Raw genomic sequence first — 21133 nt, forward strand, 5'->3', positions numbered from 1 at the left:
GGCTGATTGTGAATAATCAATCATTTTCGAGTGATTCTCCATAATCAGCCTAAATAGCTTAGATCGGCCCGTCGGCGGAAGGCGGGCAGAAGACCGGCAATAGACCGGCGCAAAGCCTCAGCCGAAGAGGTTCACCGGCTTGACGATGTCCGCGTAGATCAGCAGCGCCCCGATGCCCATGAGCAGCACCGCCACCACATAGGTCACCGGCAGCAGCTTCGCGATGTCGAACGCGCCGGGATCGGGGCGGCCGAACAGCCTGGCTATGCGGCGCCGGGCCCCCTCATACAGGGCCCCGGCGACATGGCCGCCGTCGAGCGGCAACAGCGGAACGAGGTTGAAGACGGCCAGGGCGAAGTTGAGGCCGGCCAGCAGTCCGACGAGGGCGGCCAGGCGGGACTGCAGCGGAACCTGTTCCATCGCGGCCACCTCGCCGGCCACGCGGCCCACGCCCACCACGCTGATGGGCCCGTTGGGATCGCGGGGCTCCTCGCTGAAGGCCGCCTTCGCCACGCCGGCCACGCGCGCCGGCAGGTTCAGGATGACGCCGGCGATCTGCCTGATGTTCTCGCCCGCCATCGGGAGAACGGCCGACGCCGGCTGCTGTACCAGCGCGGTCTGCGCGCCGATGCCGAGGAACCCGACGTCCTGGTACAAGAGCTTGCCGGCGGCGTCCTTGGCCTGCCGGCCGTCGTCGCCGACCACCGGGCGGGACGAGAGCACCGGGGTGACGGTGGTGGTGACCGGGGCGCCGTCGCGCTGCACGGTGATGCTGACCTGCCGGTCCGCCGAGGCGCGGATCCAGCCGGTGAGCTCATCCCAGCGGGTGACGGCCTTGCCGTCGAAGGAGGTGATGACGTCGTTGGGCTTGAGCCCCGCCGCCGCCGCCGGGGTGGGCCTGCAGCCGGCGGAATCCGGGTCCACGGTCTCGCCGGCCTTGACCTGGCATTTGGAGACGTCGGCGATGGTGGTGGTCTGCGCCGCGGTGCCGAATCCCATCAGCAGCACGGCCGTCAGCACGAGGCCGATCAGCAGGTTCATCGCCGGGCCGCCGAGCATGACGATGACTTTCTTCCAGACCGGGAGCCGATAGAAGACGCGGTTCTCATCTTCCGGCCCGACTTCCTCGTGCGCCAGGGAGCGGGCATCGGAGGCGAGGGACTGGAACATGCCGGTGCTGGAGGGGCGGACGGTGCCGTCGTCCTTGTTCGGCGGGTACATGCCGATCATGGAGACGTAGCCGCCCAGCGGGATGGCCTTGAAGCCGTATTCGGTCTCGCCCTTTTTCTTGGACCAGAGCGTGGGCCCGAAGCCGATCATGTACTTGGTGACGCGGACCTTGAACAGCTTGGCGGGAAGCAGGTGCCCCACCTCGTGCAGGGCGATGGACGCGGCGACGCCGATCGCCACGAAGACGACACCGAGGATAAAGAGGAGGACGGGGCTCATGCGTTGATCTGCTGCTTCCTGGATTCTGTGCTACTTAGACACTTCACTTGGGCACGTTCCCTAGCGACTTCTAACGGCCAAACGTTCGTGGGCCCGCGCGCGTGCCCACGCTTCAGCATCCAGCACCGACTCCACCGTCAGCCCGGAGGAGCCTGTGTGTTCGCCGAGTACTGCTTCGATGGTATCCACGATGTCGGTGAAGCGGATCCGGCCGGCGTGGAAGGCCATCACGGCCTCCTCGTTCGCGGCGTTGAAGACGGCCGGGTAGGTGCTCCCCTGCCGGGCGGCGTCCTTCGCGAGGCCGACGGCGGGGAACGCCACGGTGTCCAGCGGCTCGAAGGTCCAGCTGGTGGCCTTGGTCCAGTCGCAGGCCCGCGCGGCGCCAGGCACGCGGTCCGGCCAGCCCAGGCCCAGCGCGATGGGCAGGCGCATGTCCGGCGGGGACGCCTGGGCGATCGTGGAGCCGTCGGTGAACTGGACCATGGAGTGGACCACGGACTGCGGATGGACCACGACGTCGATCCGGTCCAGCGGGATGTCGAAGAGCAGGTGCGCCTCGATCACCTCCAGGCCCTTGTTGACCAGGCTGGCGGAGTTGGTGGTGACCATGAGGCCCATGTCCCAGGTGGGGTGGGCGAGGGCGCCCTGCGGGGAGACGTCGTGCAGTTCGTCCCGGGTCCTGCCGCGGAACGGGCCGCCGGAGGCGGTGAGGATCAGCCGGTCCACCTCCCCCGCGGAGCCCGAGCGCAGGCACTGGGCGATCGCGGAGTGCTCCGAATCCACCGGGACGATCTGGCCTTCCCGGGCCGCGGCCTTGACGAGGGCGCCGCCGACGATGAGCGATTCCTTGTTGGCCAGGGCCAGCGTTGCCCCGGACCTGAGCGCGGCCAGGGTGGGGGCCAGGCCGATGGAGCCGGTGATGCCGTTGAGCACGACGTCGGCCGCGACCTCCGCGATCCGGGTGGAGGCGTCCGGGCCGGTGAGGATCTCGGGCCGGTACCCGGCCAGCCCGGCCGCGCGGGCGGCGTCGTCGATCAGCTTTTGGAGGGCGGCGGCGTCCCCGCTGGCGACGCCCACCGCCCTGGCCCGGGTGTGCACTGCCTGCCGGGCGAGGAGTTCGAGGTTCCCGCCGCCGGCGCTGAGCGCCACGACCTCAAAAAGGTGGGGGGCGCCGTCGACGACGTCAATCGCCTGCGTGCCGATGGAACCGGTGGACCCGAGGATGACGATCTTGCGCGGCTGCATGGCTTAAGTATCCCGTACCGGCGGGGGCGCCGGCTCCGGGACCGGCTCGGCTCACTCCCGCGCCATCCCGGCAGCGCCACCGGGCACAGTCCGCACCGGACGGACCACCCGTTTGCCGCAAATGGCCGCTATGGGGGCGGCATTCCGGCCATCTGCGGCAAACCGGCGGCCTGGCCGGGTGCTGTGGAGCGCGGCGCCCGGCCAGGGCCTGGCCCAATGCCCGACAGCGTGTTGTAGCCTGGGCCCAGAGCGTGACAATGAGGAACTGGGGGCGGAAGTGGCAGGGAAACCATCGGCGTGGTCCGAGGCCGAGGTGGCTGCCACGGTGCGCAGCTACCTGGAGATGCTGCGGCTGGAAGTCTCGGGCGAGCCATACGTCAAGAGTCAGTTCAGGAAGGCACTCGTGCCGTTGCTGTCCAACCGGTCCGAGTCCGCCGTCGAGTTCAAGTACCAGAACGTCTCCGCGGTTCTCATGAAGCTCGGTCTCCGTCCCATCCAGGGCTACCAACCCGCCCGGAACTACCAGCAGTCGCTGATCCCGGAGGTTCAGCGGCAGCTGTCCTTGAGTCCTTCGCTTGTTGAACTGGTCCTGGCCGAAGCCCTGCAGCCGCCCGATGCGACAACCACCGGCCCACTGGATTTCGCCGGCGCCGGCACCCCCGTGATGATCTTTCCTGAACATGCGGGATCACCCCACGCCGGAATCGGCCGCCCCGACTATGCCGCGATCGAGGCACGGAACCGGGCCCTCGGCCTGGCGGGGGAACTTGCCGTGGCCGATCTGGAGTACCGGCGCCTCATGAAGGCCGGAAAGGCCCGGCTCGCCGGCAGGATTGACCACGTCAGCCGGACCGAGGGGGACGGGCATGGCTACGACATTCTGTCCTTTGAGGAGAGCGGGAAGGAGAAGCTGATCGAGGTCAAGACCACCCGGTCGCGGGCGGAAACACCCTTCTTCGTCAGCCGCAACGAACTGAAAGTCTCCAAAGACCGCGCAGACAGCTACCACCTGGTCCGGGTGTTCAACTTCGGGCACGCCCCGGCATGGTTCCCCCTCATCGGCAGCCTTGACGCCAGCTGCATCCTGGAGCCCAACGACTTCATGGCGCTGCCCCGTCCCGCTTAACACACACCTTTCCGCGTGGCTCAACCCTGTGCCGGGCCACCCGATCCCAGCCGCTCCGGCCCGCACCACCGGTTTGCCGCAAAAGGCCGCCATGGGCACCCCATTCCGGCCGTTTGCGGCAAACCGGCGGGCCCGGACGAGGCTGGGCGGGCCCGGACGAGGCTGGGCGGGCCCGGACGAGGCTGGGCGGGCCCGGACGAGGCTGGGCGGGCCCGGACGAGCGCTGGACGGGTGCTGTGGAGCGTGGGGCGCGCCAGGCGTAACGTGGGGAAAGTGGAGTGGGCCGCGTGGTTCGACGCGCCGGAGTACGAGTTCGCCCGGCAGGTGTTGCAGCGCGGCATCGCCTCGCTCTACTTCGTGGCCTTCCTCTCCTCGCTCAACCAGTTCCCGGCCCTGCTCGGCGAGCGCGGGCTGCTGCCGGTGCCGGAATTCCTCGCGTTCTTCCGGCGCCTACCCAGGCCCACCCTGTTCCGCTGGCGCTACTCGGACCGGCTGCTCCGGGCGGTCTGCTGGGCCGGGCTGGCCATTGCCGCCGCCCTCGTTGCGGGGCTGCCGCAGCTCGGGCCGCCCTGGCTTCCGCTGCTCGCCTTCCTGGCCCTGTGGCTGCTGTACATGTCGATCGTCAACGTGGGGCAGACGTTCTATGGCTTCGGCTGGGAGATGCTGCTGCTCGAGGCGGGGTTCACCGTGGCCTTCCTCGGCTCCGACCAGACTCCCCCGCCCAGGACGATCCTGATCCTGCTGGCCTGGCTGGTGTTCCGCCTGGAGTTCGGCGCGGGCATGATCAAGATCCGCGGCGGGCGCGAGTGGCGGGACCTGACGGCGCTGTACTACCACCACGAGACCCAGCCGATGCCCGGGCCGCTGAGCCGGCAGGCCCATCTGCTGCCCAGGCCGTTCCACCGGCTGGAGGTCCTGGGCAACCATTTCGCCCAGCTGGTGGTCCCGTTCTTCCTCTTCGCCCCGCAGCCGCTGGCCGGCGCCGCGGCGGGGATCATCATCTTCACCCAGCTCTGGCTGGTGGCCAGCGGGAACTTCGCCTGGCTGAACTGGATGGCGATCGTGCTGGCCTTCGCGGCGGTCAGCGACCCGGCGGCCCACGCGGTGCTGCCCGTCATCCCGCTGGACTGGCACGCCGCTGCGGCTTCGGGCATGTCCCCCGCGTGGTGGCTGGCGGTGGTCCTTGCGGCCAGCCTGCTGCTGGTGGTGCTCAGCTACTGGCCGGTCCGGAATCTGTTCTCCCGCGACCAGCTGATGAATGCCAGCTTCAACCGCTGGCAGCTGGTCAACACCTATGGTGCGTTCGGCACGGTCACGAAGCGGCGGATTGAGATCGTCGTGGAGGGCACCCTTTCCGTGGAGCCCGACGACGAGGCGGGCTGGCGCGAGTACGGCTTCAAGGGCAAGCCCGGCGACGTCCGACGCCTCCCGCGCCAATGGGCCCCCTACCACCTGCGGCTGGACTGGCTGATGTGGTTCCTGCCGCTGCGCACCGTGCACGAGGAGTGGTTCTATGCCTTCCTGGCCAGGCTGCTGGAGGCCGACCGGACCACCCTGCGCCTCCTGCGCCATGACCCGTTCGACGGCGAACGCCCCCGCTGGGTGCGGGCCCGCAGCTACCTGTACCGCTTCTCCACCCGGGCCGAATTCAAGGCGACGGGCCAGCGCTGGATCCGGATCCCGCTGCACGAGCCGATCCCGCCGCTGTCGCTGCCGCCGGACGTGTGACGCCAGGCGGCGGGGGTCAAACCGGCTTCAGCGCATAGCGGCGTTCGGGCCGCCCGGCGCCGTACTTGAGCCGCACGTCCACCCTGGCCTCATCGTGGAGATATTCGAGATAGCGGCGTGCACTGACCCTGGACATGCCCAGCAGGTCCGCTACCTCGGCTGCCGCCACGTCTGCGTCGGCGGAATGAAGAACCTGTTCCACCAGTCTCAGCGTCTCGGCGCTGCATCCTTTGGGCAGCGGTCGCTCCGTCGGGTCAACACCGAACACGCGGTTTACATCGGACTGCTCGGCCACGTGCTTGGAAGAATCCAGGCCCTGGTATGCGCTCAGGTAATGCTCCAGCCGTTCCTGCAGGTCTGCCTGTGAGAACGGCTTGATGAGGTAGTGGACAATGCCGCCGCGGAGGGCCCGCCGCACTGTCTCAACCTCCCGTGCTGCACTGATCACCAGCACATCCAGGTCGGGGGCGACCTCGCGCAACTGCAGCATCAGATCGAGCCCGTTGGCGTCGGGGAGATGGATGTCCAGCAACACAAGGTCGGGCCGCAGCTCCCGGGTCTTCACGAGGGCCTCCGCACCCGTGTGGGCCGCCCCCACCACGGCGAAGCCTGGCGTGTTCTGGATAAAACCGGCGTGGACCTTGGCAACCATGAAGTCGTCGTCGACGATCAGGACCCTGATCATGGCTGGACCTTCCTCTCGACGAAACGGGCGGTAAAGACAGCGCCGCCATCGTTGTGCACCGATAGCTGCCCGCCCCGGCGTTTGCACACAACGCGTGTCAGCGCCAGGCCATAGCCCCTGCCACCTTCGGTGGTGGGCCGTTTAGTGGTGAATCCCTGCCGGAAGATTGCCTCCATGTCTTCCGGCAGGACACCGGGGCCGGAGTCCCGGACGACGACCCGCAACTGGTCCCCGCCGTCGTCGACCAGGACCTCAACAGCGGCGTCCGGCGCGCCGGTCACGGCATCGAGGGCGTTGTCCACCAGATTCCCGACGACCGTCGTCAGATCCCTGGACAAGTCCTCATCCACGCGGCCCAGATGCGACTCCGCGGAAAGCTGCAGTGACACTCCCCGCTCGGCCGCCAGGCTCGACTTCGCAATGAGCAGTGCCGCCAAGGCAGGGTCCTCGATCCTGCCGGTAACTTCGTCGTTGAGCCGGGTCCGGTCCACGGTTGCGCCGTTCACGAACTGCACGACGGAATCGTACTCCCCGATCTGGATCAGGCCGGAGATGACGTGCAGCTGGTTGGCGAATTCGTGGGCCTGGGCGCGGAGGGTATCGGTCGCGGTGCGCGTCGTCCCCAGTTCCCGCTCCAGCGATGAGAGCTCCGTGCGGTCACGAAGGGTGGTCACGGAGCCGATGGTCCGGCCGCGGGAAACCATGGGCATGCGGTTGAGGACAACCAGCCGCTCGCCCACCAGGACCAGCCTGTCCGGGCCCGGCTGGTCCTGTGTGAGGACCTCCCGCAGCGCCGGCTCCACCGCCAGGCTGTTGAGGTTTTTGCCCACGCAGTCCGGCGACAGATTCAGCAGCTGCCGGGCGCTTTCGTTCACAACCGTGATTCGCTCATGCGGATCCAGGGCCACCACGCCCTCTTTCAGCCCGTGCAGCATGGCCTCGCGGTTCTCCACCAGGCCTGTGATTTCCTTGGGCTCCATGCCCAGGGTCTGCCGCTTGACCCGGCGCGCGAGGAGCAGGGATCCGGCGACACCGAGCACGCTGGCCACGCCCAGGTAGATGAGCAGATCGGGCACGGCGTCGCCCAGCCGCTCCCAGGTGGACGGGTAGTTCCGGCTGATGTAGGCTACACCGATCATGGCTCCGGTATCGTCCAGCACCGGAACGTGAGCGGAGAGCAATGGCGTGGCGGATCCGCCGACCACTCCGGTCCAGGCACGGCCCTCCATGACCCGGCTTGCTCCCAGCTCCAGCGGGCGCCCAGACAGCCCGGGGTCCGATGATGCCACCACCGTCCGGTCCAGCTTTGCCAAGGCGACCTGGGAAGAGCCGGAGACCGTCCGGACCGACTCCGCCACCGCGGGCAATGCCGAACCCCGGCCCGGCTCCGCCGACGGAAGCAACGCACGGACGGCGGGGTTGTTGCCCAGCGTTTCGGCAGCAGACAGCGCCCGGCGGCCCTCGATCCGCTCAAAAGCGGCGGCGGACTGCGCCAGGGAAATCGCGACAACGGCCACCAGGACGGCCAGGACAATCAGCAGCTGAAGGACCAGATATTGCCCGGCAAGGGACATTCCTCTTCGTCGAGTCACGTGCTGTCTTCCTTGTGGTGGTTCAGCCGGCTTCTTGGAGAGGGAGCCGGGGCGCGTCCTGGATCCCAATCCGCCGCGGTGGGATGAACTATACCGTTCCTAGTTAGTACGAATTGGATTCGTACTTGCTCCCCGGACGGTCCTGGGAGCCGCACACCTTCCGGTTCCTGGCGGGCCGGAACGGTTCGTGACCGTCGGGCGAGGCAGGCCTGTGAGGGGTGCCGTGCCGGGCGGTCCCGCACCGGGCCTGGGACTGGGCTGGCCCGCGCTCGTCCTCTGTCGGGTGCGGGGTCCGTCCTCCCGTCGCCTGATACGGAATCCGCCGGCACGTCGTCCGATAGCGACGGCCGCGCCGTGATGGCGGGTGACGGTGCTGTCGGTGGTTTGTTGGAGTGGTTGGCGCCAGTGCCGGGCGCCCCACTGTGAGGTGTACGCCGGGTCAACGACGATGATGTGGAGGCCGCGGTTGGCGGCCATGGACACGAGCCGGTCCCGGAATCTTGCGGTGGGGATGCCCGCGACGGTGCGGCGGAAGGTTTTGCCGCGGGTGCCGCGGCCCATGGTTTCGCGGCCGGTGGCGCGGGCGTCCTGGAAATTCAGGTTCTCGATGGCGACGGCCGCGCAGCCCGCGTCCCGGGCGGCGTCCAGCAGCGCGGTGACCGCCGCCCGGAGCCTGCCGTCCCGGGTGGTTGCCGGGAGGTCTTTCAGGTCCAGCGGGATGCTCAGGGGCGCCCCGGCGGGGTTCCCGGAGGGGTCGATGACACAGCCGGCCAGATGGCCGGCGTTCAGGTCAACGCCGAGCCCGGACGAGCCTCGCAGGCTGTGAAGGGACGGGGCCGGCAGATCCCGGTATCCCCAGGACGCGTCCACGTACCAGCGCCCGGTCCCGGGGTCGTGGCTGATGTCGTAGCGGATATTCCTGTCGGACGCGGCGCGGTCATGCCACTCATCCGCGCGGTGGCTGAAAATTGCGGGTGCCGCGAGGTGCAGTTGTGCGCCGAACCGGGCAGCCATCACTCCCGGGACTTTGAGCGACAGGTGCCCGCCGGTGTCGATGCGGATGGTTTCGTTGCCCCACCGCTTCCCGGATTCGCCGTCGGCGGTCAGGAACATCCGGGAGGCATCCCACCGGGCATCCCACTCATCTGGCGTCAGCCCGGCCGCCTGCAGGTTGTTGCGGGTGCTCCACAATCGTCCTCCGCCGACGACCACGGCGGGCCGGCCGGCCACGAGCCTGTCGGCGGCCAGATTGAGCCGCTGTCGAAGTGCGACCAGGCGTCGGGTCTTCTGGTGCCGCTCTGCGGGTGTTTTGTAGCCTCTGACCCGGTCGGAGACGGTGCCGCAGGGCACGGCGGCCCGCTTCTCGATGGCGGCGCAGGCGGCCCGCAGCGTGCTGACCTCCGCGGCGAGGGCACGCATGCCCAGCTGGTACTGGTCCTTCGTGGCGCGGGTAATGCTCCCGGCCCACCGCGAGGATGACAGGGCGGTGAGGCCGCGCTTACGCTCCGTCCGGCCGCGCGCGGCCGCGGGGACCTTCCCCGTCCGGATGCGGGCGGCCAGGTCTTTCCGGTACAGGGATCCCAGGTGCGTGCCGACCGCCAGCAGGGTGGTTTCCTCCCCGGGCGTGGGGTGAAGGCGGGTGCGGATCCGCACCCCCGCGGGCGCGGCGGCAAGGAACGCCGGGGCAATGACCCGGAGCCCTGAGGCGCTGCGCGATGCTGTCACGCGCCGGCATCCTTGCGGCGGCCAAGAATTCCGACGTCGAAACCAGCGTGAATCATCATGATCCGACGCTACAAGCCAAGGGTGCGCACGGACCAGAGCCCGTCCGGGCTATGTGGAAAACCTCCCGGGCGCAGCCAAAGCACACGGCATCCCCCGCGTGCTCACCCCCGGGCGATGACCCCGCCGTCGGGGGTCAGGAACCAGCCGTCGCCGGTGGAGCCCCGGCGGGGCCGGCCCGCCGAAATCCGGGCGGGACCGGCGGCGTTGGCGAAGCCGTATCCGGGTGCCTGGTCCGCCAGCAGGCGGCGGATCCTGGACCGCGCACCGTTCATTCCTGACGCGACTTCGGATTCAGCACGTACGACCGTCGGCCCTGTGGTGTCGGCCCAGGCCTGCAGGCGCGCCATTTGCCGCTCAAGGTGCTGCTTCTGGTCATGAGAGGACACCCGGGCGTGTCAACGCCTCCCACGGCAGCCCCGGCGCTGCCGTCCGGGTTGACCATGATGGGCCTGGGCCCGACACGGCGCGCCGGGGCGGGCAGTGTCCCGTCCCTGAACCATTTGTAGGCCGTCTGCGGGTGGATACCCGGCGAAAGGGCCCGGCCGTTCAAACGCATAGCATCACGATGCCACGCATCCCGCACTTAATCGCTCCAAAATGTACCCAAACGCGTTAAACGTTCAACAGGTCACCCCACCGTTGCAGCACCGGCCCCGCGATATGTTTGGCAGCTGTTGGAAACCGGAAATATGAACGCAATGAACTTAACTTTCTCTGGTTACACAAGGGTGATGCCTGTCACTTCCGCCCCTAGCATCGGAACACCAGCCAGATATGGCTGATCAGTTTTAGTGAGAAGAGGAACACCATGCGCCAGATCCGCGCATTGCGAATTGCCGCCGTCGCTGCCGGCATCGCCCTGATGGCCACCGGCTGCGGTGCGACCACCAAGAGCTCCACCAGTCCCGCCAGCTCCGGCGCCGCTGCAGGCCCCGTTACCGGGCTGAAGATCCTGGTCCCCAACACCGCCGGCGGCGGTTACGACACCACCGCCCGGGCGGCGGCGAAGGTTCTCGACGACGAGAAGATTGCCACGAACACCGAGGTGTTCAACCTCGCCGGCGCCGGCGGCACCGTGGGGCTGGCCCGCGTGGTCAATGAGAAGGGCAACGGCGACCTGGCCATGCTGATGGGCCTTGGCGTGGTGGGCGCGAGCTACACGAACAAGACCGAATCCAAGCTGACGGACACCACCCCGCTGGCCAAGCTCATCGAAGAGCCGGGCGCGATCATGGTCGGCAAGGATTCGCCCTACAAGACCATCGGCGACCTCGTCAAAGCATGGAAGGCGGATCCCGGCTCCATCAGCGTAGGCGGCGGTTCCTCCCCCGGCGGCCCGGACCACCTGCTGCCGATGCAGCTGGCCGGAGCCGTTGGCATCGATGCGACAAAGGTCAACTTCGTCTCTTACGACGGCGGCGGCGCTCTGCTTCCGGCCATCCTGGGAAACAAGCTGGGCTTCGCCGCGTCGGGGGCCGGTGAGTACCTCAAGCAGATCGAGTCCGGCGACGTCCGCGTCCTGGCCACCAGCGGCGACAAGCGACTCGACGGCGTCGATGCGCCGACCCTGAAGGAATCGGGCATTGACCTGGTCTTCAGCAACTGGCGCGGCATCGTGGCGCCTCCCGGCATCAGCGATGCGGACAAGGCATCCCTGATCGCCGCCCTGGAGAAGATGCACGGAAGCCAGTCCTGGAAGGACGTCCTCAAGACGCGGGGCTGGACCGACGCGTTCCTCACCGGGGATGCGTTCAAGACCTTCCTGACCGAGCAGGACAAGCGGGTGGCCGACGTACTGACCAAGCTTGGGCTGGCGTGAGTTCCTTAGCCACCAAACTCAAAGGCCGCTCCGAGCTGGGGGTCGCCCTCCTGCTCGGGGCGGCCGGCGGGCTCGTCCTGTGGGACGCCGCCGGCCTTGTCACCCCGTACTCCAAGTCGGACCCTGTCGGACCCAAAACCGTTCCCTATATCGTCGCGGGCCTCCTGATCGTCTGCGCGGTAATGCTGGCCATCAACGTTCTCCGTGGCGGCCACGGCGAAGCGGAAGGCGGCGAAGACGTCGACCTGACCCACCCTGCCGACTGGAAAACGGTCCTTCCCCTGGCTGGCGCCTTCATCGCCAACATCCTGCTGATCGATTGGGCCGGCTGGGTCATTTCCGGGACCGTCCTCTTTTGGGGCAGCGTCCTGGCCCTGGGCAGCCGGCGCTATGTCCGCGACGGCCTCATCTCCGTAGCCTTGTCCCTCCTGACCTTCTACGGCTTCTACCTCGGCCTCGGCATCTCGCTCCCCGCCGGGCTGCTGGAAGGGATTCTCTAAATGGACGTCTTCACCTCCCTCATGGACGGCTTCGCCACCGCCCTGACACCCATGAACCTCCTCTACGCCGTGATCGGCGTTATCCTGGGCACCGCCGTCGGCGTCCTGCCGGGACTGGGCCCGGCGATGACCGTGGCCCTGCTGCTTCCCGTGACGTCTGTACTGGAGCCCACGAGCGCTTTCATCATGTTCGCCGGCATCTACTACGGCGGCATGTACGGCGGATCCACCACCTCCATCCTGCTCAACACGCCCGGTGAGTCTTCCTCGGTGGTCACGGCCATCGAGGGCCACAAGATGGCCAAGGCCGGCAGGGCCGCCCAGGCGCTGGCGACGGCAGCCATCGGCTCGTTCGTGGCCGGCACCATCGGCACCGCACTGCTGGCCGTCTGTGCACCTATCGTGGTCAAATTCGCGGTCAGCCTGGGTTCCCCCAGCTACTTCGCCATCATGGTCCTTTCACTCCTTGCCGTTACTGCCGTGCTGGGGTCCTCCCGGCTCCGCGGCTTTGCCTCGCTGGGCCTGGGCCTGGCGATCGGCCTGATCGGGATGGACTCTGTCACGGGACAGCGGCGGCTCACCTTCGGCCAACCGCTGCTCACCGACGGCCTGGACATTGTGGTGGTGGCCGTCGCCATCTTCGCCGTGGGTGAAGCCCTGTGGGTGGCCGCCCACCTGCGCCGGACCCCCCTTAACGTCATCCCGGTGGGGAAGCCCTGGATGGGCAAGCAGGACTGGAAGCGGTCCTGGAAGCCCTGGCTGCGGGGAACCGCCTTCGGCTTCCCGTTCGGTGCGCTTCCGGCCGGCGGCGCCGAGATCCCCACCTTCCTGTCCTACGTCACGGAAAAGCGCTTCAGCAAGCACCCCGAGGAGTTCGGACATGGCGCCATCGAGGGTGTTGCCGGGCCGGAAGCCGCGAACAACGCATCCGCGGCCGGCACACTGACCCCGCTGCTGGCGATGGGGCTACCTACCAACGCCACCGCGGCGGTGATGCTGGCAGCGTTCACCGGGTACGGCATCCAGCCCGGACCTCAGCTGTTCGCGGACCAGGGGCCCCTGGTGTGGGCACTGATTGCCAGCCTCTTCATCGGCAACTTCCTGCTCCTGATCATCAACCTGCCCTTGGCACCCCTGTGGGCCAAACTCCTGCAGCTGCCGCGTCCCTACCTGTATGCGGGAATCCTGTTCTTCGCCACGCTGGGCGCCTACTCGGTGAACCTGCAGGCGTTCGACCTGGTGCTCCTGCTGGTGCTCGGCGCGCTCGGGTTCATGATGCGGCGCTTCGGACTCCCCGTGCTCCCACTCATCCTCGGCGTGATCCTGGGGCCGCGTCTCGAGGGCCAGCTGCGCCAGACCCTGCAGCTCAGCGCCGGCAACCCCGCCGGTCTCTGGAGCGAACCCATCGCTGTCGGAATCTACGTCATCGTGGCGATCATCCTCGTCTGGCCGCTGCTGCTCAAGCTGTGGCGCAAATCCAGGCCCGCCACCGCACCCGCCGCTACTGGCGGGACGGACCTGAGGCCGGAAAATGCAGTGTCCGAGGCGCCCGCAGCCGACGGCACCCAGGCTTCAGAACATGCCGACAGCACCGTCGACGCCGGCCATACCCGAGCAGGACAGGAGAAACTGTGAGCATCATCGTCGGATACGTGCCCACTCCCGAAGGGGAAGCGGCACTGGAACGTGCCATCTCAGAGGCACGAAGGAACAGCACGCTCCTGGTAGTGATCAACTCTTCCCGGGGTGATGCCATCGTCGACAAACGCTACGTCCAGGGAGAGGACATCAGCACCATCGAAGCGCGCCTCGGGAAGGAGGGAATTGAGCACCTCATCCTGCAGCCGGTCCGCGGCAACGATGCGGCAAATGAGGTCCTGGAAGCGGCCGAGGAGTACCGTGCCGATCTGATCGTCATTGGCCTGCGGAAACGCACGCCGGTGGGGAAACTGATCATGGGCAGCACGGCACAGCAGATCCTCCTCGAAGCGGACTGCCCGATTCTCGCCGTCAAGGCGGCACCGGCGCACTAGCCGGCCGAACGGAAGCACCCATCGAGCAGCCCGCAGGCCGGAAGCATCAGCTTCCGGCCTGCGGCGTTTTCACGGCATGATTTGGGCGGGATACGTCGGCCTGGCGTAACGGGCGGGTCCGGCGAAGCTCAGCGGCCCAGGCCGGCCTCGGTCTGGGAGTTCACCGATTGTTGGCGCTGTTCATACGTCTGCCCGTAGGGGACATCGCGGCTGACGGCGACGGTGTAGCTGGTGTAGCCGTGTTGCGTGACCAGGATGCCGTGGCGGCATTCCTTCAGGGCGTGTTCGCGGGCGATTTCCACGGCGGTGTTCAGGTCGGTTTCAACGGTGTCCGGGTCGTGGGCGGTGATTTCCAGGACAATGTCCGAGTGGCGCTTGATCATCGTGGTCTCTTTTCTCGGCGGGATATGCCGGGGCTCCCAGCGACACAGGCTTCCAGCGCCGGGCGCACCCGGGGAGGCGGAAAGCGGTGGCAGGAGAGGGGTTGCCCGGCATTCTCTGATGGGGCGTGACCGGCCGTAGTATCCGGCGGGCTGGATCGGCGGAAGCATTTTCCTGCGGATCTGTAGCCAGTCTGGATGATCGGTGGCCCCGGCGCAATAGGAAGGCCGAAAAAGGGGGCCGTGTCGGCGAAATGCGAGGCCCTGATATCCGGGGATGGGACCGGCGATCAGCGGGAAACGCGCCCCGTCCGGGCCTTTTCGATGGCGAGCGGAGCTAGCGCCCGGCACGCCGCAGGGTGGATTCCGCGTGCTTGAGGATGGGCCCGTCGACCATCTTGCCGTTGAACGCGAACACGCCGCTTCCGGCGGCCGCAGCGGCAGCCAGGAGTTCGGCCGCCACGGCGAGCTCGGCGTCGGAGGGCGCATACGCGGCCCGGACCGCGGCGACCTGGCTCGGGTGGATGCAGGCCTTGGAGCCGAAACCGGAGGCGACGGCGTCGCGGGCTTCCGCGGCCAGCCCGTCCAGGTCCGGGATGTTGACGTAGACCGCGTCGATGGCTTCCTTGCCGAAGGCGCCCGCGGCGAGGAGCACCGTGGAGCGGGCGTGCAGCGCGACGGCGCGGTAGGCGCCGTCGTCGGTCCTGCTGGAGGTCCCGCCGAGGGAGGCGAGCAGGTCCTCGGCGCCCCACATCAGGCCCACCACGTTGGGCTCCGCGGCGATCGCGGCGGCGTTCAGGATGCCCGCCGCCGTCTCGCAGAGGGCAATCACGCTGAATCCCCCAAGCTTCTTGAGCTGGTCCGCGCTTTCGGCCTTCGCGAGCATGACGTGCCGGTACGGGGTGTGCTTGAGGCAGTGCAGGTCCTTCTCGAACTCCTCCGTGCCGGCGGGGTTGATCCGGATGATGGTGCGGCTCGGGTCCAGTTCCGGGACGTCGCCTTCGGAGCCGAGCTGGGCGAGGATGGCGCCGCGGGCCCGCTGCTTGTCGGCAGGAGCGACGGCGTCCTCCAGGTCTACGATCACGCCGTCGGAGCGTTCGGCGGCCTTCTGGTAGCGCTCGGGACGGTCGGCGGGGCAGAACAGCAGGGCGGGGCCCATCAGGAAGCTCATGTATCCATTGTCCCCCGTTACGCCGTCCGTGCCTGCGCTTCCGCGTGCGCCGCGCGCGTCCACATCAGGGCGCTGCGGGTGGCGAGCGCCACCACGTCGCCGTGCTGGTTCCGGCCGGTGTGCTTCAGGGTCACGATGCCCTGGCCCGGGCGTGAGGCGGAGAGCCGCTTCCCCGTCACCACCGTCTCCGTGTAGAGGGTGTCCCCGTGGTACATCGGGTGCGGGAAGGACACATCCGTCAGGCCCAGCTGGGCGATGATGGTGCCCTGCGTGAGCTGGGGAACGGACTGGCCCACCACGGTGGCGAGCGTGAACATCGAGTTCACCAGCCGTTGGCCGAACGGCTGGTCCGCGCTCCAGGCCGCGTCGAGGTGCAGCGCCTGGGTGTTCATGGTCATGGTGGTGAACAGGACGTTGTCCGTCTCGGTGACGGTCCGGCCGGGCCGGTGGGCGTAGACCACGTCTTCCTCTAGCTCGTCGAAGTAGAGCCCGCGCTGCTCAACCACCCGGGGGCTACCGGTGGTTGAGCTTGCCGAAACCCCGGCTGCGTCGCTCATACGGTCAGTTCCTGGTCTTCCTCGAAGAGGTCGGCGCCGGTTGCCGCGGCGACGTCCTCCACCGACACGTTGGGTGCCAGTTCCCGCAGCACCAGCCGGGACGTCCCGCCGTCGGACACGACGTCGATGACGGCGAGGTCCGTGATGATCCGGTCCACGCAGGCCCTGCCCGTCAGGGGCAGCGTGCAGCGTTCCACGATCTTCGGTTTGCCGTTCCGGTCCACGTGCTCCATCATCACGATCACCTTTTTGGCACCGAAGACCAGGTCCATGGCGCCGCCCATGCCCTTGACCATCTTGCCCGGAACCATCCAGTTGGCCAGGTCCCCGTTGACGGCGACTTCCATGGCGCCAAGCACTGCCACATCCACGTGCCCGCCCCGGATCATCCCGAAGGAGGCCGCGGAATCGAAGAACGCTGCGCCCTTGTTCACGGTGACGGTTTCCTTGCCCGCGTTGATCAGGTCCGGATCGACCTCATCCTCTCCCGGATACGGGCCGACGCCCAGGATGCCGTTCTCCGAATGCAGGACCACCTCGATGCCGGCGGGAATGTAATTGGGGATCAGCGTAGGCATGCCGATGCCAAGGTTGACGTACTGGCCGTTCCGCAGTTCCTGCGCCACCCGGGCGGCCAGTTCATTGCGCGTCCACCCCTTGCTCTCATTACCGGCAGCGTGCTCGACGGCGGCCGGCCGGTATTCGTGCCGGACGGCTTCGGGACGGGGAGGTTCGCCCTGCGGGCTGAGGGTTTCCACGGCTACGCTCCTGCCTGATCGGTGGTGCCGGAGGTGGTCTCGGGGGTGGTGCCGGAGGTGGTCCGGGAGGTGGTGCCGGCTGGCGGCGCCGCGACGGTCCGCTTTTCGATCCGCTTCTCGACCCCGGGCACGAGCACCACGCGCTGCACGAAGATGCCGGGAACGTGGACATGCTCCGGATCCAGCTCCCCCGGCTCCACGAGTTCCTCGACCTCCGCGATGGTGATCCTCCCTGCCATCGCGCACAGGGGGTTGAAGTTCATGGCGGTGGCGTGGAAGACGAGGTTGCCGTGGCGGTCGCCCTTCCAGGCATGGACCAGGCCGAAGTCCGGCGTCAGTGACTCTTCCAGGACATATTCGGCGCCGTTGAACGTGCGGACTTCCTTCGGGGCGGAGGCGATCTCGATGCTGCCCCCGGCGTCGTACTTTTGCGGCAGTCCGCCCTCGGACACCTGGGTGCCGACGCCCGCCGGCGTGTAGAACGCGGGGATGCCGGCCCCGCCGGCGCGCAGCTTCTCGGCCAGGGTCCCCTGCGGGGTGAGGACCACCTCGAGTTCGCCGGCGAGGTACTGCCGGGCGAACTCCTTGTTTTCCCCCACATAGGAGCTGATGGTGCGACGGATCCGGCCGTCCTTGAGCAGGATCCCCAATCCCCAGTCATCGACGCCGCAGTTGTTGCTGACGGTTTCCAGGTTGGAGGTGCCGTGCTCGTGCAGGGCATCGATCAGGGCCACGGGGATGCCGCAGAGCCCGAACCCGCCGACGGCGAGGGAGGCGCCGTCGGAAATGTCCGCCACGGCCTCGGCGGCGCTGGCAACAACTTTGTTGATCATCGTGGTCCTTTCAGGGGTCTCGACAAGCTCGACCACCGGGTGGAAAGTTGCGGCCAGCGGGCCGGTTAGAGCCCCAGTTCGCGGGCGATCAGCATCAGCTGGACCTCCGTGGTGCCCTCCCCGACCTCAAGGATCTTGGAGTCGCGGTAGTGGCGTGCCACGGTGAATTCGTTGATGAAGCCATAGCCGCCGAACACCTGGGTGGCGTCCCGCGCGTTGTCCATGGCAGCCTCGCCTGCGACCATCTTAGCGATGGCCGCCTGCGTCTTGAATGGCTTGCCGGCGAGCATCCGGGCGGCCGCGTCGTAGTACGCCAGGCGGGCCGTGTAGGCGCGTGCCTCCATGCGGGCAATCTTGAAGGAGATGCCCTGGTACTTGCCGATGTTCTGCCCGAAGGCGCTGCGTTCCTTGGCGTATTTCACCGAGAGGTCCACGCAGCCCTGCGCCGCGCCGGTGGCCAGCGCGGCGATGGCGATCCGGCCCTCGTCCAGGATGGACAGGAAGTTGGCGTAGCCGCGGCCCCGGATGCCGAGCAGGTTGGCCTCCGGGACGCAGACGTTGTCGAGGGTGAGCGGATGCGTGTCCGAGGCGTTCCAGCCGACCTTGTTGTAGGCCTTCTCCGCCTTGAACCCCGGCGTGTCGGTGGGCACCAGGATGGTGGAGATTTCCTTCCTCATGCTGCCGTCCGGGCGTTCCTCCTCGCCGGTGACGGCAGTGACCGTGACGAGGCGGGTGATGTCGGTGCCGGAGTTGGTGATGAACTCCTTGTTGCCGTTGATGACCCATTCGTTCTTGTCTCCGACGACCTCCAGCCGGGCCGTGGTCTTGGTCCCGCCGGCATCGGAGCCGGCCTCGGGCTCGGTCAGGCCGAAGCCTGCGAGCGCCTTGCCGGAGGCCAGCAGCGGCAGCCACTCCTCCTTCTGCGCCTCGCTGCCGAAGCGGTGGACGGGCATGGCGCCGAGGGAGACGCCGGCCTCGAGGGTGATCGCGACGGACTGGTCCACGCGGCCCAGCTGCTCGAGGGCCAGGGCCAGGGCGAAGTAGTCCCCGCCCATGCCGCCGGACTCCTCCGGGAAGGGCAGGCCGAACAGGCCCATGTCGGCCATCTGGGAGACGACTTCGTAGGGGAAGCTGTGTTCCTCGTCGTGCCTGGCGGAGACCGGGGCCACCACCTCGTCGGCGAATTCGCGGACGGTGTCGCTGAGGTCCTGGTATTCCTCGGTGAGTTCAAAATCTGCCATCGGTGACTCCTGTGTCTGGTGTGGCTGTCTTGGTCGGATTACTCTGCCGCGCCCATGGCGATGGCAGCTTCTTGAATCGTGTCCTCGGCTTTGGAGGGCGCTGGAGGGTGGTCACCGGCGTGGATGGTGGCGAGCACCTGGTCCGCCTTGACGAGGTCGCCCGACGTGATGCTGAGGTGCACCGTGCCGTCCAGGGGCGCGACGAGCTGGTGCTCCATCTTCATGGCCTCCACCGAGAGCAGCACCTGGCCGGCGACGACGGCGTCCCCGTTGCTGACGGAGACGGACACGACGGTGCCGGGCATCGGCGAGCGCACCGCGGGGTCCGCGGCGCCCTCCTCGCGTTCGATCCCCGCCAGCACCCGGGCCAGCTTCGCTTCGCGGCTGAGGACCTCCAGCCGGCAGGACCAGCCCCCGCTGCCGAGGTACAGCTCCGACGGCGGCCCCGGCTCGGGGTCCCGCCAGCTGCGGCCGGCCGGGCCGGACCATACCGGGGCCAGCGCGTAGTCGCGGGTTTCGCCGTCGAGCGTGAGCACCGGGTGATGGCGCGCGGTGAACGCCAGGGATGCGGTCCGCTGCGGCCCGCCGTCCACCGCCACAAAAACCTCGCCCGCGGCGAGGCTGCCGGACACCTCGACCGTGGCGACACCGCCGTCGGGGGTTCCCAGGCTGATCCGCCGCGGAGCGCGGGCACCAAGCCTCCACCCGTCCCTGCGGGTCCACGGGCCTCCCACAGCTTCCTGCGCGTCATGCTCCTCCATGGCAGCGGCGTATAGGGCGGCAGCAACCACCTCGAAGTCGCCCACCTGGCGGAACCGTAAGTCCGGCATCTTCCGCTCGATCAGGCCGGTGTCGAGCCGGCCTGCGCGGACGTCGGCGTCGTTGATCAGCAGCCGCAGGTACTCAACGTTCGTGTCGATGCCCAGCGCCGTGAACCCGGCGAGCGCCCCATCCAGGGTGTCCAGCGCCGCGGTGCGGTCCTCCCCCCACGCGATGACCTTGGAAATCATCGGGTCATAGCTGGACGAGATCTCGAGGCCCTCCAGCAGGGCAGAGTCCACCCGGACCCTGCCATCTGCGTCACCCGACACTTCGTCCAGCAGGACCACCGTTCCCGTCGACGGCAGGAAGTTCCGCTCCGGAATCTCGGCATAGACGCGGCCCTCCACGGCGTGCCCGCTGAGCACGACGTCGTCCTGGGCGACGGTGAGCACCTCGCCGGCTGCGATGCGCACCTGCCATTCGACAAGGTCGATCCCGGTGACCATCTCGGTGACGGGGTGCTCCACCTGCAGGCGGGTGTTCATCTCCATGAAGAAGAACTCGTCCGGGGCGTTGTCCGAGACGAGGAACTCCACCGTGCCGGCACCGGTGTAGTTGACGCTGCGCGCGGCGTTGCAGGCGGCCTCGCCGATCCGGGCGCGGGTGGCGCCGCCGTCGTCCATGCCCTCCAGCAGCGGCGAGGGCGCTTCCTCGATGACCTTCTGGTGGCGGCGCTGAAGCGAGCATTCGCGCTCCCCCAGGTGGATGACGTTGCCGTGGTTGTCCGCCAGGACCTGCACCTCGATGTGCCGCGGGGCGGGGACGAGCCGCTCGAGGAACAGGGTGTCGTCGCCGAAGGCGCTGGCGGCGACGCGGCGGGCGGTGGCCAGGGTGGCCTCCAGGTCTTCCGGGCGCTCGACGATGTGCATGCCCTTGCCGCCGCCGCCGGCGGACGGCTTGATCAGCAGCGGGAAGCCGACGACGGCCGCGGCCTCGATCAGCTGCGCGTCGCTCATGCCGGGCTCGGCGATGCCCGGCACCACGGGCACGCCGTAGCCGGCGACATGGTTCTTGGAGCGGATCTTGTCCCCCATGACGTTCAGGGATTCGACGCCGGGGCCGATGAACGTGATGCCGGCGGTTTCCAGGGCGCGGGCGAAGTCGGCGTTCTCGCTCAGGAAGCCGTAGCCCGGGTGCACGGCCTCGGCGCCGGTGTCGCGGCAGGCCCGGATGATGGCCTCGATCTTCAGGTAGCTCTCGGTCGCGGCGGCCGGGCCGATCCGCACGGCGACGTCGGCCTCGCGCACGTGGCGGGCGCCGGCGTCGGCGTCGGAATAGACGGCGACCGAACGGATGCCCAGGGCGCGCAGGGTCCGGATCACGCGGCAGGCGATCTCGCCGCGGTTGGCCACCAGCACGGTGCCGAACAGGGGCTTCTTGGGTGTTGAAAGAGGAGTAGTCACAGCTGG

General features: G+C 68.2%; 19 protein-coding genes. 6 read left to right on the forward strand and 13 right to left on the reverse strand.

Annotated features, from left to right (window positions below):
* Positions 1-117: 117 nt before the first annotated feature.
* Both ACQCSZ_RS12615 and dxr read right to left on the reverse strand, forming a co-directional pair.
* On the reverse strand, positions 118-1449 hold the full coding sequence (locus tag ACQCSZ_RS12615) for a M50 family metallopeptidase (RefSeq protein ID WP_427004124.1): 1332 nt from the start codon (positions 1447-1449) through the stop codon (positions 118-120).
* A gap of 60 nt (positions 1450-1509) precedes the next feature.
* The gene (gene dxr / locus ACQCSZ_RS12620; RefSeq protein ID WP_427004125.1) at positions 1510-2694 is read right to left on the reverse strand and encodes a 1-deoxy-D-xylulose-5-phosphate reductoisomerase; all 1185 of its coding nucleotides are present in this window, start codon (positions 2692-2694) and stop codon (positions 1510-1512) included.
* 277 nt (positions 2695-2971) lie between these two features.
* Between dxr and ACQCSZ_RS12625 the strand changes: the two genes are divergently transcribed.
* Complete coding sequence (locus ACQCSZ_RS12625; RefSeq protein ID WP_427004126.1) at positions 2972-3820, forward strand: DUF3883 domain-containing protein; 849 nt, start codon at positions 2972-2974, stop codon at positions 3818-3820.
* 273 nt (positions 3821-4093) lie between these two features.
* Complete coding sequence (locus ACQCSZ_RS12630; protein ID WP_427004127.1) at positions 4094-5548, forward strand: lipase maturation factor family protein; 1455 nt, start codon at positions 4094-4096, stop codon at positions 5546-5548.
* A gap of 16 nt (positions 5549-5564) precedes the next feature.
* Here the strand turns inward: ACQCSZ_RS12630 and ACQCSZ_RS12635 are convergent, their stop codons facing one another.
* The 4 genes from ACQCSZ_RS12635 to ACQCSZ_RS12650 all read right to left on the reverse strand — a co-directional run bounded on the left by ACQCSZ_RS12635 (position 5565) and on the right by ACQCSZ_RS12650 (position 9996).
* Positions 5565-6233, reverse strand: a complete 669-nt coding sequence (locus ACQCSZ_RS12635) for a response regulator (RefSeq protein ID WP_427004128.1) — start codon at positions 6231-6233, stop codon at positions 5565-5567.
* Complete coding sequence (locus ACQCSZ_RS12640) at positions 6230-7807, reverse strand: sensor histidine kinase (protein ID WP_427008329.1); 1578 nt, start codon at positions 7805-7807, stop codon at positions 6230-6232. Before ACQCSZ_RS12640 ends, ACQCSZ_RS12635 begins: the two co-directional genes overlap by 4 nt.
* A gap of 117 nt (positions 7808-7924) precedes the next feature.
* Complete coding sequence (locus ACQCSZ_RS12645; protein ID WP_427004129.1) at positions 7925-9550, reverse strand: hypothetical protein; 1626 nt, start codon at positions 9548-9550, stop codon at positions 7925-7927.
* 161 nt (positions 9551-9711) lie between these two features.
* A complete protein-coding gene (locus ACQCSZ_RS12650) occupies positions 9712-9996 on the reverse strand; it encodes a recombinase family protein (RefSeq protein ID WP_427004130.1) in 285 nt (94 codons plus the stop codon).
* A gap of 422 nt (positions 9997-10418) precedes the next feature.
* Between ACQCSZ_RS12650 and ACQCSZ_RS12655 the strand changes: the two genes are divergently transcribed.
* From ACQCSZ_RS12655 to ACQCSZ_RS12670, 4 genes are read left to right on the forward strand one after another with little or no spacing between them, the layout of a single operon-like run.
* Complete coding sequence (locus tag ACQCSZ_RS12655; RefSeq protein WP_427004131.1) at positions 10419-11429, forward strand: Bug family tripartite tricarboxylate transporter substrate binding protein; 1011 nt, start codon at positions 10419-10421, stop codon at positions 11427-11429.
* Entirely contained in the window at positions 11426-11929 is a 504-nt protein-coding gene (locus tag ACQCSZ_RS12660; protein ID WP_427004132.1) for a tripartite tricarboxylate transporter TctB family protein, read from the forward strand. The genes ACQCSZ_RS12655 and ACQCSZ_RS12660 overlap by 4 nt, the downstream gene beginning before the upstream one ends.
* The gene (locus ACQCSZ_RS12665) at positions 11930-13564 is read left to right on the forward strand and encodes a tripartite tricarboxylate transporter permease (RefSeq protein ID WP_427004133.1); all 1635 of its coding nucleotides are present in this window, start codon (positions 11930-11932) and stop codon (positions 13562-13564) included. It abuts the gene before it with no gap.
* The gene (locus ACQCSZ_RS12670; protein WP_427004134.1) at positions 13561-13962 is read left to right on the forward strand and encodes a universal stress protein; all 402 of its coding nucleotides are present in this window, start codon (positions 13561-13563) and stop codon (positions 13960-13962) included. Before ACQCSZ_RS12665 ends, ACQCSZ_RS12670 begins: the two co-directional genes overlap by 4 nt.
* A gap of 128 nt (positions 13963-14090) precedes the next feature.
* On the opposite strand, the gene ACQCSZ_RS12675 is transcribed toward ACQCSZ_RS12670, so the two are convergent.
* The 7 genes from ACQCSZ_RS12675 to ACQCSZ_RS12705 all read right to left on the reverse strand — a co-directional run bounded on the left by ACQCSZ_RS12675 (position 14091) and on the right by ACQCSZ_RS12705 (position 21127).
* Entirely contained in the window at positions 14091-14345 is a 255-nt protein-coding gene (locus ACQCSZ_RS12675; RefSeq protein ID WP_427004135.1) for a hypothetical protein, read from the reverse strand.
* A gap of 334 nt (positions 14346-14679) precedes the next feature.
* Positions 14680-15513: an HpcH/HpaI aldolase/citrate lyase family protein gene (locus tag ACQCSZ_RS12680; protein WP_427004136.1), complete on the reverse strand. Its 834-nt coding sequence runs from the start codon at positions 15511-15513 to the stop codon at positions 14680-14682.
* A gap of 17 nt (positions 15514-15530) precedes the next feature.
* Positions 15531-16070, reverse strand: coding sequence for a MaoC family dehydratase (locus ACQCSZ_RS12685; protein ID WP_427004137.1), 540 nt, complete (start codon positions 16068-16070; stop codon positions 15531-15533).
* Positions 16067-16828, reverse strand: a complete 762-nt coding sequence (locus tag ACQCSZ_RS12690; RefSeq protein WP_427004138.1) for a CoA transferase subunit B — start codon at positions 16826-16828, stop codon at positions 16067-16069. The genes ACQCSZ_RS12685 and ACQCSZ_RS12690 overlap by 4 nt, the downstream gene beginning before the upstream one ends.
* Before the next feature lie 2 nt (positions 16829-16830).
* Positions 16831-17661, reverse strand: a complete 831-nt coding sequence (locus tag ACQCSZ_RS12695) for a CoA transferase subunit A (protein ID WP_427004139.1) — start codon at positions 17659-17661, stop codon at positions 16831-16833.
* 65 nt (positions 17662-17726) lie between these two features.
* The gene (locus tag ACQCSZ_RS12700) at positions 17727-18902 is read right to left on the reverse strand and encodes an acyl-CoA dehydrogenase family protein (RefSeq protein ID WP_427004140.1); all 1176 of its coding nucleotides are present in this window, start codon (positions 18900-18902) and stop codon (positions 17727-17729) included.
* A 38-nt stretch (positions 18903-18940) separates the two neighbouring features.
* Positions 18941-21127, reverse strand: coding sequence for a biotin carboxylase N-terminal domain-containing protein (locus tag ACQCSZ_RS12705; RefSeq protein WP_427004141.1), 2187 nt, complete (start codon positions 21125-21127; stop codon positions 18941-18943).
* Between the last annotated feature and the right edge of the window lie 6 nt (positions 21128-21133).

The sequence above is a fragment of the Pseudarthrobacter sp. H2 genome, assembly GCF_050157045.1.
Taxonomy (GTDB): Bacteria; Actinomycetota; Actinomycetes; order Actinomycetales; family Micrococcaceae; genus Arthrobacter.

What these genes read in the sequence shown, in the direction of transcription:
- ACQCSZ_RS12695 (WP_427004139.1), bottom strand. Translation starts at nt 17,661, where the DNA reads ATGATCAACAAAGTTGTTGCCAGCGCCGCCGAGGCCGTGGCGGACATT.
- ACQCSZ_RS12615 (WP_427004124.1), bottom strand. Translation starts at nt 1,449, where the DNA reads ATGAGCCCCGTCCTCCTCTTTATCCTCGGTGTCGTCTTCGTGGCGATC.
- ACQCSZ_RS12680 (WP_427004136.1), bottom strand. Translation starts at nt 15,513, where the DNA reads ATGAGCTTCCTGATGGGCCCCGCCCTGCTGTTCTGCCCCGCCGACCGT.
- ACQCSZ_RS12700 (WP_427004140.1), bottom strand. Translation starts at nt 18,902, where the DNA reads ATGGCAGATTTTGAACTCACCGAGGAATACCAGGACCTCAGCGACACC.
- ACQCSZ_RS12655 (WP_427004131.1), top strand. Translation starts at nt 10,419, where the DNA reads ATGCGCCAGATCCGCGCATTGCGAATTGCCGCCGTCGCTGCCGGCATC.
- ACQCSZ_RS12635 (WP_427004128.1), bottom strand. Translation starts at nt 6,233, where the DNA reads ATGATCAGGGTCCTGATCGTCGACGACGACTTCATGGTTGCCAAGGTC.
- ACQCSZ_RS12675 (WP_427004135.1), bottom strand. Translation starts at nt 14,345, where the DNA reads ATGATCAAGCGCCACTCGGACATTGTCCTGGAAATCACCGCCCACGAC.
- ACQCSZ_RS12685 (WP_427004137.1), bottom strand. Translation starts at nt 16,070, where the DNA reads ATGAGCGACGCAGCCGGGGTTTCGGCAAGCTCAACCACCGGTAGCCCC.
- ACQCSZ_RS12665 (WP_427004133.1), top strand. Translation starts at nt 11,930, where the DNA reads ATGGACGTCTTCACCTCCCTCATGGACGGCTTCGCCACCGCCCTGACA.
- dxr (WP_427004125.1), bottom strand. Translation starts at nt 2,694, where the DNA reads ATGCAGCCGCGCAAGATCGTCATCCTCGGGTCCACCGGTTCCATCGGC.
- ACQCSZ_RS12640 (WP_427008329.1), bottom strand. Translation starts at nt 7,807, where the DNA reads ATGTCCCTTGCCGGGCAATATCTGGTCCTTCAGCTGCTGATTGTCCTG.